This is a genomic window from Variimorphobacter saccharofermentans (assembly GCF_014174405.1).
GTDB classification, from domain to species: domain Bacteria; phylum Bacillota; class Clostridia; order Lachnospirales; family Lachnospiraceae; genus Mobilitalea; species Mobilitalea saccharofermentans.
The window spans coordinates 3,500,225-3,512,585 of the sequence record NZ_JACEGA010000001.1 but is presented as its reverse complement, the minus strand read 5'-3'; the positions used below and the strand labels follow the sequence as shown (position 1 = coordinate 3,512,585).

Annotated in this window: 9 protein-coding genes; 8 read left to right on the top strand and 1 reads right to left on the bottom strand. The window is 37.4% G+C overall.

What is annotated here, in order from left to right:
* The first annotated feature begins 173 nt into the window (after positions 1-173).
* The 3 genes from H0486_RS15190 (at position 174) to H0486_RS15180 (ending at position 4,092) form a co-directional block, all read left to right on the top strand.
* A complete protein-coding gene (locus H0486_RS15190; RefSeq protein WP_228353801.1) occupies positions 174-1,289 on the top strand; it encodes an ABC transporter ATP-binding protein in 1,116 nt (371 codons plus the stop codon).
* A 290-nt stretch (positions 1,290-1,579) separates the two neighbouring features.
* A complete protein-coding gene (locus H0486_RS15185; RefSeq protein WP_228353800.1) occupies positions 1,580-2,668 on the top strand; it encodes a PucR family transcriptional regulator in 1,089 nt (362 codons plus the stop codon).
* 149 nt (positions 2,669-2,817) lie between these two features.
* Entirely contained in the window at positions 2,818-4,092 is a 1,275-nt protein-coding gene (locus H0486_RS15180; protein WP_228353799.1) for a S41 family peptidase, read from the top strand.
* Between the two features lie 218 nt (positions 4,093-4,310).
* Here the strand turns inward: H0486_RS15180 and H0486_RS15175 are convergent, their stop codons facing one another.
* Positions 4,311-5,936: an IS1182 family transposase gene (locus tag H0486_RS15175; RefSeq protein WP_228353219.1), complete on the bottom strand. Its 1,626-nt coding sequence runs from the start codon at positions 5,934-5,936 to the stop codon at positions 4,311-4,313.
* A gap of 218 nt (positions 5,937-6,154) precedes the next feature.
* Here H0486_RS15175 and flgM point away from each other — a divergent pair, with 218 nt between their 5' ends.
* The 5 genes from flgM (at position 6,155) to flgL (ending at position 12,184) form a co-directional block, all read left to right on the top strand.
* Positions 6,155-6,424 (top strand): flagellar biosynthesis anti-sigma factor FlgM, encoded by a 270-nt coding sequence (gene flgM / locus H0486_RS15170; protein ID WP_228353798.1) that lies wholly within the window; start codon positions 6,155-6,157, stop codon positions 6,422-6,424.
* Positions 6,425-6,484: 60 nt separating this feature from the next.
* A complete protein-coding gene (locus H0486_RS15165; protein ID WP_228353797.1) occupies positions 6,485-7,000 on the top strand; it encodes a flagellar protein FlgN in 516 nt (171 codons plus the stop codon).
* Between the two features lie 39 nt (positions 7,001-7,039).
* Positions 7,040-8,716 (top strand): flagellar hook-associated protein FlgK, encoded by a 1,677-nt coding sequence (flgK, locus tag H0486_RS15160; RefSeq protein WP_228353796.1) that lies wholly within the window; start codon positions 7,040-7,042, stop codon positions 8,714-8,716.
* Between the two features lie 42 nt (positions 8,717-8,758).
* Positions 8,759-10,612, top strand: a complete 1,854-nt coding sequence (gene flgK / locus H0486_RS15155) for a flagellar hook-associated protein FlgK (protein WP_228353795.1) — start codon at positions 8,759-8,761, stop codon at positions 10,610-10,612.
* Between the two features lie 72 nt (positions 10,613-10,684).
* Positions 10,685-12,184 (top strand): flagellar hook-associated protein FlgL, encoded by a 1,500-nt coding sequence (gene flgL, locus H0486_RS15150; RefSeq protein ID WP_228353794.1) that lies wholly within the window; start codon positions 10,685-10,687, stop codon positions 12,182-12,184.
* Positions 12,185-12,361 lie beyond the last annotated feature (177 nt).

Genomic DNA, 12,361 nt, shown 5'->3' with positions numbered 1-12,361 from the left:
ATTAAGATTATCGGTAAAAATACTTATTTTAATTTTTTGTATACAATTTAAACAAAAGCCTAAAATCTATTTTGTTAAAATGGGATATGGTTTCAATATAGGAAATGGTGTATTATACTGATATGGTAATAGTACAAGAATTATGAATGTAGAAAATTGTAGGAGGATATAAAATGGCAAGTTTATCATTAAAGAACATTACCAAGCAATATCCTAACGGAGTTGTAGCTGTTAAAGATTTTAATCTTGAAATCGCAGACAGAGAATTCATCATCTTCGTAGGACCATCTGGTTGCGGTAAATCAACAACACTTCGTATGATCGCAGGTTTGGAGGAGATTACTTCCGGCGAATTATGGATCGGAGATAAGTTGGTTAACGATGTTGAACCTAAGGATAGAGATATTGCGATGGTTTTCCAGAACTACGCTTTGTATCCGCATATGTCAGTATATGATAATATGGCATTTGGTTTGAAGTTAAGAAAAGTTCCGAAAGATCAGATTGATAAATATGTTCATGAAGCAGCTAAGATTCTTGATATCGAGCATTTGTTAGACCGTAAGCCGAAGGCTCTATCCGGTGGTCAGAGACAGCGTGTTGCTATGGGTCGTGCTATCGTTCGTAATCCTAAGGTATTCCTTATGGATGAGCCGTTATCAAACCTTGATGCTAAGCTGAGAGTACAGATGCGTGTTGAGATTTCTAAGCTACATCAGAGATTACAGACTACCATTATCTACGTAACACATGATCAGACAGAAGCTATGACACTTGGTACCAGAATCGTTGTTATGAAGGATGGTTTAATTCAACAGGTAGATACACCTCAGAACTTATATGACAGACCAAAGAATTTATTCGTTGCTGGTTTCATGGGTTCACCTCAGATGAACTTCATTGACGCAACAATTACAAAGAAGGGTTCCGATGTATACGCTAATTTCGGTACCAATTCGATTAAACTTCCTGAAGGAAAAGCTAAGAAAGTAATCGAAGGTGGTTATGAAGGAAAGACTGTTGTTATCGGTATTCGTCCAGAAGATATTCATGATGAGGAAGTATTCTTAAGTAGCTCTCCTGACAGTGTTATTGAAGCTACAGTTAAGGTATACGAGTTATTAGGTGCAGAAGTTAACTTATACTTCACAGTAAATGACACCTTCGAAATTACAGCTCGTGTAAATCCTCGTACAACAGCAAGACCGGATGATACATTGAAGATTGCATTTGATATGTCAAAATTACATGTATTTGATAAGGAAACAGAAGAAGTTATAACAAACTAATTAATGAACATAGTATATTATCAATAGGGAGCATTATTGCTCCCTATTTTTTAATCTTATTGGCACAAACGAAACTCTGAATAAGCATCTGTGAAGCACTAAAAACTCTGCAGGATAAAAGTTTTGTGAATAAACTAAATCCAAATGCGGTAAATTTGATACTATTACACGAAAATTATTGTGAAAATTTTATAAATTTAGTTTACTTCTGACGAAAACGGTGCTAAAATAGCATTCGGACATATGAATTTTATGAAATAATAGAAATATAATATAAAGGGAGTGAATGAATGATTTCCAATCAAATTCTTCAAAGCACCATTGATGGATTAAAAGGCATTACACGTATTGACATCTGTGTTATGGATACAGAGGGTAAGGTGTTAGCTACTACCATTGAGAATGCAGAACAGTATGAGAATGCAGTGTTAGCATTTGTGTCTTCTCCGGCGGACAGTCAGGCAATTCAGGGGTATCAGTTTTTTAAAGTTTTCGATGAACATCAATTAGAGTATGTGATTTTGGCAAAGGGTGACAGCGAAGATGTATTTATGATTGGTAAGATTGCTTCCTTCCAGATTCAAAACCTGTTGATTGCGTACAAGGAAAGATACGATAAGGACAATTTCATTAAGAACCTGCTTCTGGATAATCTTCTGCTGGTTGATATCTATAACAGGGCTAAGAAGCTTCATATTGATACAGAAGCTAGACGTGTTGTATATATAATTGAGACGAAGAATGAAAAGGATGCGAATGCGCTTGAGACTGTTCGCAGCCTGTTTTCTGGTAAAACGAAGGATTTCATCACTGCAGTTGATGAGAAAAACATCATTCTTGTGAGAGAAGTAAAACAAAATGAGACTTACGAAGATTTGAATAAAACAGCAAAAGTGATACTGGATATGCTGAATACGGAAGCCATGACAAAGGTTCATGTTGCTTATGGTACCATCGTTAACGAGATCAAGGATGTATCCAGATCTTATAAAGAAGCGAAGATGGCTCTGGATGTAGGAAAAATATTCTATAGTGGAAGAAATGTGGTGGCATATAATAATCTGGGAATCGGAAGATTAATCTACCAGCTTCCTATGCCATTATGTAAAATGTTTATAAAGGAAATTTTTGAAGGAAAATCACCAGATGATTTTGATGAGGAAACCTTGACCACGATCAACAAGTTCTTTGAAAATAGCCTTAATGTATCAGAAACCTCCAGACAATTATATATTCACCGTAATACCCTGGTATATCGTCTGGATAAACTGCAAAAGAGCACGAATTTAGATCTTCGGGTATTTGAAGATGCCATTACATTTAAGATTGCTCTTATGGTTGTAAAGTACATGAAATATATGGAGCAATTGGACTATTAAGAGAGCTTTATATCCGGGCAAGACACTCTCCTTAGCTTGCATTAGTTCCATATCGGACGATACTTATGCTTCTAAATAGTTATAAGGTGCATAGCTATAATAATAAGTCAAAGAATATAATATACAGACGGACAGATAGGAGGGACAATATGAAGAAGAATTTCATAACCGGAATGATTACTGGAATATGCGGAGCAGCGCTCTTATTTTCCGTTTTAGGAGCTGTATTGTTGTTCGGTAATGGTATGGCAGATGGAGATTCGAAGGATTATATAGCCGAAGCGACTGAAGAGAGGGAAGCTGACGATTCAGAGGAGATCTCGGCGGCGCAGGGAGAGCATAAATATGATGAAATAGTGAAGAAGTTAGCATTTTTAGAAATGCTGGTGGATAATTACTATTTGGAAAAAGTGGACCAGGTGAATTTTGAAGACGGAATATATAAAGGATTTATCAGCAGCCTGAAGGATCCATACTCTACCTACTATACCCACGAAGAATATGAGGCATTGATGGAAGGCGCATCCGGAGTATATTGTGGTATCGGAGCTACGGTAAGTCAGAACATTGACACTGGTATTATAACCATCGTTAAGCCTTTTGTTAATGGGCCAGCATATAAGGCTGGTTTACTTCCAGGTGATATTATATACAAGGTTGAAGGGGAAGAAGTAACAGGAAACGATTTATCTGAAGTAGTTAGTAAAATGAAGGGAAAAGAAGGAACGAAGGTGAATATATCGATCGTTCGCGAAGGAGAGACTGATCCCATTGATTTTACCATAGTTCGACAGGAAATCGAAGTACCCACTATAGAATATAAGATGCTGGAGGATGGCATCGGTTATGTTGTGATTACCGAGTTTGATGAGATTACCGTAACACAGTTTAAAGCAGCCATTGATAAATTAGAAAAGGATGGTATGAAGGGACTGGTAGTCGACGTTCGTAACAACCCGGGTGGATTACTGGATTCTGTTGTAAAGATACTGGACCGTCTTTTACCGAAAGGTTTGATCGTATATACCGAGGATAAGTATGGAAAGCGGGATCCAGAAAATGCTGAGGACGATATCAAGCTCGATATTCCTATGGCGGTGTTGATTAATGGAAATAGCGCCAGTGCTTCTGAAATATTTGCCGGTACACTTCAGGACTATAAGGCAGCAACCATTGTCGGAACCACCAGCTTTGGAAAAGGAATTGTTCAAAAGGTTATTCCACTTTCAGACGGAACAGCTGTAAAGCTTACCATATCAAAGTATTATACGCCAAAGGGTCGAAATATTCATAAAACTGGTATTACTCCAGATGTTGAGATTGAACTGGATGAGGAAATGAAAAAAGAGGTAACAATTCCGGTTGAAAAAGACAACCAGTTACAAAAAGCGATTAAGGTGTTAAAGAATAAAATTAAAAAATAAGTAACTAGATAACTTAATGAAAATACTATAATTTGTTGTGTTCAGCAAAGGGGGCTGTCGCTTTAACGATTAAATAATCGTGAAGCGACAGCTTCCTTTTTCCTGAAAATAGCCTTTTATTATCTGTTTCATCTTAGTTCCATCTATGTTTCTTAAAAATGATGTAATTTAATAGACCTAATAATAGGCCTTGAAATTTTATTTAGACATTTTAAAATCTATGCACTTTTAATTGGGAATAAATGCATTCCAGTTTTTCCATTTTGAATCTTATTATGTAGTTTGTTTATGTTTCTCGCCATAGCAAGAAGCACACTTTCTGCCAGAACATTTGATGTGCCTTTACTTAGATAACGTCTGAATTGCATGTCTTGCTTTAAATCTCCAAAGGAACCTTCTGCTTGTATACTACGATTCATTCTTAGCAGTATCCCTTCCTCTGAAAGTATTCGCTCAAGACCTTCTTGCCTTTGTTTTATAAACTTTTTTGCTACTTGAAGAACTTTATTTCGTTCTTCAAAAGGTGTTTTGCAATTATTTCCTTTGATACAATCGTTTTTGTAGGAACATCCACTACAATCACTACTTGTATAAATTGTTTTTTCGCTCATATATCCTGTTTTTGATTTGGAGTGTTTGATATATTCAACGTTTAATTTTTTTCCATTACGACAAATATAAGCATCCTCTTCTTTATCATAATCCATATTTTCGATTCTTCCTATATCTTGTTGATACTTTCGTGTTTTGGATATTTCATAATTAGCAGGTTTTATAAATGAAGTTTGTCCATTACTTTCAATAAATAAGTAGTTTTCTTCACTTTCATATCCAGCATCTGCTATGATTTTTTTATATTTAAATTTCAAGTATTCCTCAGCCTCTTTTAAAAATGGAATAAGAGTTGTTGTATCTGTTGGCTGTGGCCCAATGGTAAGCCAAGTGATATATTCAGAATCAACTCCATGCTGCAGATTGTACGCAGGTTTTAATTGTCCATTTCTCATAGCATCTTCTTTCATTCTCATAAAGGTAGCATCATGGTCTGTCTTAGAATAACTATTTCTTTCACCACAAATATATATCTTTTGATTGTATTCTTTTAACTTTGCCAGATACTCCTCCAATGCTTCAATGCTTTTTTGAAGCGGGGACTTTCTCTTGCCGATTCCATGAACAAAGACAAGGTTCTCACGTTCTTTTAATGTGTAAAGATTCTTGCGCAGCTTCTTAACGTGCTTCATTTTTACAGTATTTCCATAAACTATTTTTATATCATACAGTTGCTCGCAATCAGCTATCAAATCCGCCAGTTTTAGAAGTAGCTTTGCCTGATTTTTTGAAACAGCTTTTTTCCATACAAATGTATATTTATTGGAACTTGCTTCTATCTTTGTACCATCGATAAAAATAGTCTCACCTGATATTTCACCTAGATTATAAAGGCGGTTAGACATTTCAGCAAAGATACGCTTTGAACAGGGTGCAAAATGAATACTTCGAAATCTTGCAAAAGTTGCATGGTCAGGAGCATTTGCACCTTCTAATAGAAACATGAAATTAATATCCCTCTTACAATTAAGCTCCATGGAGCGTGAAGAGTAATCACCATTCATGTAAGAATAAAGTACAATCTTTAGAAGTGTTCTAGGCGATACAGAATTTTCTCTTACTCTTTCGTAAGTAGAATATAAGTCAGTCAAATCCATTTCCTCCACAAACTGACTTAGTAATCGAACGGAATCATTTTCTGAGATTATACATTCGAGATTTAGTGGAAGTTTTAATTGATATCCACTCTGAAATGAAGTATAATTTTTATGTAAATTATTTTGTATTAGCATACTAATATTTTACCATAAATCCCTTACTTTTCGAAGTTTGGGATTTATTTTATTTGAAAAAGGAGCTACGCACTAATTACTTAGTGCGACAGCCCCTTTTTACATTATCTTATAAATTTTTTTTGAAATTACTCTAATGATAATTACAAAACGGCCGATAAATAAGGTAGAGTTATAAAAAACCATTTGGAAAATCCTATAGATAGGTGGTGATTAGGATGCGCATAGATGCATTTAACAAGATTAGTAAAATTTACGAAGCAAATAATGTAAAGAGTACTTCTAAGACGAAGGGGCGCAGCTTCAGTGACAAATTGGAAATATCCCAGACGGGAAAGGACTATCAGATAGCAAAGCAAGTGATTGCGCGTGTTCCTGATGTACGAGAAGAGAAGATCAAAGAAATCAAAGAAAAAATGAATGCAGGAACATATAATATCAGCATGCAGGATGTTGCAGATAAGCTGATTGAACGCTATTTTGGATAAGCGTACTACCGGAATAAAGGGCTAAGAAGTGAAAAATCCATAGAGAAGAGAGGGTTAACGTTGGCGAGCTTAATGGAAGAATTAATCGATATTCTGGAGCAGGAATACGAGGTGTACCGTCAATTGATTCCGATAGCTGATGAGAAGACTCGGGTTATCGTGAAAAATGACCTGACTTCTCTTCAGGCGATAACTGCTAAGGAGCAGTTGGCGGTGGATCAGATCAGCGCTTTGGAACACAAACGCAATGAGTTAATGCTCAATATCAGAACCGTAATCAATCGAAAAGACGGTGAGTTTACTTTAAAAACCTTAATTGGTTTAATGGAAAAGCAACCAAAAGAGCAGAGAGCTCTTTCATTAATACATGATAATCTAAAAAGCACCATTCAAAGGTTAGTCGAAATCAATAATCGAAACAAATCGTTAATAGAACAATCCCTAGAGATGATAGAATTCAATATGAATTTTATTCAGAGTACAAGGATGTCACCGGGGAACAATACTTACACTAAGGGTGCTTCTCAATATGATTCACAATCGCAGGTAACAGGGATGTTCGATGCGATGCAGTAAGAGAAAGTACTGCCGCACAGCGGCAAGATGGAGGTACAAATGAGTTCATTTGGTGGCTTATATGTCGGTGTATCGGGTTTGAATGTGAGTCAGACCGCTTTGAATATTACGTCCCACAACCTGGCTAATGTTGATACAAAGGGTTTTGTAAGACAACAGGCTGTAATTACTGATTTTCGTTATGTAAAGCTGGGTATGAATCATATATCCACATTACAGCAGGGTCTGGGAGCGGATTTTGCAACAGTAAGGCAGGTTCGAGATCTCTTTTTGGACCGTGCTTACCGTCAGGAAATCGGAAGACAGGCATATTATGAGGCTCAATATCAGGCAGTATCCGAAGTGGAAGGATTATTCGGAGAATTGGAGGGAATCACCTTCCAGAGCAGTCTGAATGAGTTCTGGGTATCTTTGCAGGAGCTTGCGAAGGAACCGGACAGCATTGCTGCAAGAGCTTCCTTAATACAGAATGCGGTTACGTTAGTGGAGCGTACAGAGAATATCTCTAATGCGTTGAACGACTATCAGATTAATTTAAACACCCAGATACAAAAGCAGGTAAACCGAATCAATGAGATCGGTGACAGTATCAAAGAACTGAATACTAAAATTCGTATGTATGAGAGTAACAAGCAGGAAAAGGCAAATGATCTTCGTGACCAGAGAAATCTGTTATTAGATGAACTTGGTAAAATGGCCTTGATTAGCTATAAAGAAGATGCCTCTGGTGTTGTTAATGTAAGTATAGAAGGAACCCCATTTGTTAGTGATGAGGTCGTATACCATATGAAGACCGAAAGGGTAAACGAAACCTCACCTATGCTGAAGCCGGTATGGGAAGCACACGGGAATATGGATGTATTTAACCTTGCTCAGGTTCCTACCTCCGAGGGTAATACGGATATCGGTTCCTTAAAGGGATTACTGATTGCCAGAGGAAATAAACAAGGAAATTACACGGATATTGCCAACTATGATGAAATAAAGAATGCTTCCACTATTATGGCAGTGCAAATTCAGTTTGATCAGCTCATACATGGTATCGTAACCACAATTAATGATATTCTATGCCCGAATAAGAAGGTTACTTTAGCAGACGGTAGCGGAGAAGTATACATACTGGATACAGATAAAGCTCCCGTCGGTTTGAATGGAATAGCCGGAGAAGCCTTGTTTGATCGTAAGACAGTGAAACGTTATGAGGAAAGATACATTGTAGGCACTGATGAATACGGTAATACTATATCGGATACGGTACTTGTATATAATGAGGAGAACCCGGCGGATAAGTATTCCCTATATACTCTTGGGGAGCTTGAAGTAAATCCGGTACTACTACAGAATAACGCATATTTACCTCTATCCAGTAACACCGGATCCGGAGATTTCGATATTAAGATAGCGGAGGAACTGGTTACCAAGTGGCAGGAGCCATTTGCTACTCTTACTCCAAACGATTTAACGAAATTTAACTTTGGTGATTATTACACCGCATTCATCTCGGAGATTGCCAATCGTGGAGAGCAATACAATACCATTAGTACCACACAGGCTTCCATGGTAGAAACGATCGATAATCAAAGATCACAAATTACAGGCGTTTCATCGGATGAAGAATTGACAAACCTAATCAAATATCAGCATGCTTATAATGCTTCGGCCAGATATATCAATGTTGTAAGTGAGATGCTGGAACACATAATAATGAGATTGTAAAGGGTAGAACATTATAAGTATTTCTACATATGAGGTGAAGGTATGGGATCTACATTTTTTGGATTAAATATTGGACAAACGGGATTATATGCATATCAGGCCGCTCTCGATACAACGGCGCATAATATAGCGAATACGGAGACACCGGGCTACACAAGACAGGTCATGGGACAACAGGCAGGTAAAGCATTAAGGGTAAATAGTACCTATGGAATGGCCGGAACAGGTGTAACTGTGTTGGGAGTTAATCAGCTTCGTGAACTCTATTATGATGAGAAGTTCTGGAAGAATAGTACATCATATGGTGAATACAATACAAAAGCATATTATATGAATGAAATACAGAATTATTTTAACGAGGTCAGTCTGGAAGGGTTTACAACAACATATAACTCTTTCAACAGTTGTTTACAGGAGTTGTCAAAGAACCCTGCAAATCTGACCGTTCGTACCCAGCTAATCAATTATGCCCAAAGCTTTACCGAATACTTTAACTCTGTATCACAAAACCTGAAAAGTATTCAGGAAGAGTGTAATTTCGATATTCGTAATAAAGTGGATCAGATTAATTCCCTGGCAAAGCAGATTGCGACAGCCACAAAACAGATCAATACTATTGAAGTCAATGGTGGCACGGCCAATGATCTTCGTGATCAAAGAGCATTACTGGTTGATGAATTGTCGGAAATAGCAAATATAACTGTTACGGAGCAGGTAATTGGACAGGGAGTTTCTTTAACAAGTTATGTTGTAAAATTGAATGGCTCAACCTTAGTGGATGGATCTGACTTCAATACATTGGAGGTTCGTCCCAGAGAACAGAAAATTAATCAGACTGATATTGATGGCATTTATGACATCTACTGGACAAATGGGCAGCATTTCAATCAGAGAAGCAGTACTCTTGGCGGAACATTACAGGCTCTACTGGAGGTTCGTGATGGGAATAACCAGTTTTACCTTCACGGGAGGGCAGATACAACTGCTGGTGATTCCACCCTCAGATTAAGCGGTACGAATATTAATTCGATTGAGAAACTCAATATTCCGCAGCAAGGAATTATAACCATCGATAATATTGATTATAAATATCTTGGTTTTCAAGTGACCATCGATGAAGTGACAAATGAATATACCTATGAATTTGAATTAGAAAAAGATATTATCAGGGATTCGGTAGATGCAGAGGTTCGAATTGGAGAGTCCATAGATTATAAGGGTATTCCATATTATATGAACCAGATGAATGAGTTTATCAGAACCTTTGCTATGACCTTCAATGGTATACATCGGGAAGGCGTGAATCTGGAAGGGGAAAAAGGAACGGATGTATTCACTGCTATGAATAAAGTGAATGGAAGATATTATACCTTTGGACCTATAGAAGGATCACCGGACGAAATGTATTATGATAAGAACGTATTTAATTCACGGACGGGAAGCTATTTTGAAACGACTCCGGATTCGGAACCAATGTATGGAAGCTATTATCTGATGACGGCAGAGAATTTCATGATTAACAGTGACATGATCCTGGATCCGAACTTATTTGCAGCATCTACTGATGTGGTTAACGGCTCGGAGAATAATGATCTGACATTTCGTTTAATTAACATCAAGGAAAGCAAATTGTTTAAACAAGGAACAGCAGAGGCATTTTTCCAGTCCCTGGTAGCGGAGGTTGGTATTGATACCTTAAAGGCAAATAACTTTTCGGATAACCAGACGAACATACTTAATATAATTCAAAATCAGAGATTATCCGTATCCGGCGTTGACATTGATGAGGAAGCCATGAACCTGGTTCGTTATCAGAATGCCTACAATTTATCCGCCAAGGTGATCTCGGTAATGGATGAGATCTATGATAAATTAATCAATTATATGGGTGTATAACAGGAAGATATACATTTAGCCTACTATTAACGAAACTAAATTCACAGTGTTTCGGCAGAATGGAGAAATGATATGAGAATTACAAATAAGATGATGACGAATAATATGATGAGCAATATTAATCGGAATAAGCTTCATATGTCAAAGCTGGAGGAGCAATATGCCACCGGTAAAAAAATTCAGAAGCCATCCGATGATCCAATTATCACTGTTCGTGCATTGAAGCTTAGAACCAATCTGACTGAGATAGAGCAATATCATGAGAAGAACATTCCGGATGCAATGTCTTGGATGGAGGTCACAGAGAGTGCTCTTGATACAGTGAATGATATTCTTCAACAGATCAATACCTATTGTGTTCAGGGTAGTTCGGACACCTTAACCCCGAAGGATCGTTCCTTTATCGTACAGAACCTGGAACAGATGAAGGAACAGATTTATCAGGAGGGTAACTCCAATTATGCGGGAAGATATGTATTTTCAGGTTATAAGACGGACAGCTCCTTAACCTTTATGGAGAATGCCCCAACATTAAATTATTCTATTACCGAAGATTTTGATGCGGAGCAGATTCAAATTCTGAATAAAGTGAACGGAAGATATCTTGGTTCTGATATTGATGGAACCTCCCCGCTAACGGATGCTCCTGAGTTGATTAGTAATTACCGTATTCAGCTTGCTTATAACAATACAAGTAAAACAGAACCGGTTGTTGTAAGACTGTATGATAAGAACCCGGACGGAACCATGAGTGAACGTCTTCCGAGCTTAACCATCGCTCCAATATCAGCAAATGATCCTTCCGCTTATAGTCCGGCAGCCACGGATGCTCATTACATCTATGAGACAGGTGAGATCATCTTCGGTGAGTCCGTATACAATGATATTCGTACTGCTGATAAGATATCAGTAGAATATGATAAATCTGGCTTTCAGAGAGGAGATTTAAAACCGGAGCATTTCTTTAATTGTACGATGAGTGATAGCCTGACTCCGGAAAAGGATCCTGTTATATTTGAAAGAGACATGAAAGAAGGACAAAAAATCCAGTATGAGGTTAATTTCAATCAGAAGCTTACGATTAATACCGAAGCAAAGGATGCTTTCTCTCCTACCATCGGAAGAAGGATTGAAGATATACTTAATGCGGTGAATGATGTGGTTGAAACGGAGAAGAACATTGCCGAATTAGAAAAACGTCTGTCTGATAATTCCTTAAGTGATGCAGATCGAGAGTATTACGAGAAATTAAAAGAAATGATGAACACTCAGTTAGGCCTCGAAAAAGAAGTAATGCAGCAGGCTTTTGCAAAGGGAATGACTGTATCAGCAAAGGAACAGGATCGAGTGAATGCAGCAGTGGCAGATCTGGGTAGCCGTTATGTTCGTTTGGAACTTACGGAAAACAGATTGTCCAGCCAGAAGGTTGACTTCGAGGAGCTGCTCTCACAGAATGAAGATGTGGATTTGGTTGATACCATAGTGAAATATAATGTGGCTGATACCATATATAAATCCTCCTTAAATGCTGCTTCCAGGGTTGTTCAGAATACATTACTGGATTTCCTATAGAATGATGGATTTGGCTTTATTATCATATGAAATACTCAGTGAAGTATGATATGTTATATAATTTGTAATAATGTTATTGCATATCTAATTAAATAAAAATCAGATTATCGAAAGTCCATAGTTGCAATGCGGACAAAGCTGTTAACTCGGCTGGAAACTGGCCTGCAACCTCCAAAA

Coding starts and splice junctions, on each gene's coding strand:
- H0486_RS15190 (WP_228353801.1), top strand. CDS start 174: ATGGCAAGTTTATCATTAAAGAACATTACCAAGCAATATCCTAACGGA.
- H0486_RS15185 (WP_228353800.1), top strand. CDS start 1,580: ATGATTTCCAATCAAATTCTTCAAAGCACCATTGATGGATTAAAAGGC.
- H0486_RS15180 (WP_228353799.1), top strand. CDS start 2,818: ATGAAGAAGAATTTCATAACCGGAATGATTACTGGAATATGCGGAGCA.
- H0486_RS15175 (WP_228353219.1), bottom strand. CDS start 5,936: ATGCTAATACAAAATAATTTACATAAAAATTATACTTCATTTCAGAGT.
- flgM (WP_228353798.1), top strand. CDS start 6,155: ATGCGCATAGATGCATTTAACAAGATTAGTAAAATTTACGAAGCAAAT.
- flgK (WP_228353796.1), top strand. CDS start 7,040: ATGAGTTCATTTGGTGGCTTATATGTCGGTGTATCGGGTTTGAATGTG.
- flgK (WP_228353795.1), top strand. CDS start 8,759: ATGGGATCTACATTTTTTGGATTAAATATTGGACAAACGGGATTATAT.
- flgL (WP_228353794.1), top strand. CDS start 10,685: ATGAGAATTACAAATAAGATGATGACGAATAATATGATGAGCAATATT.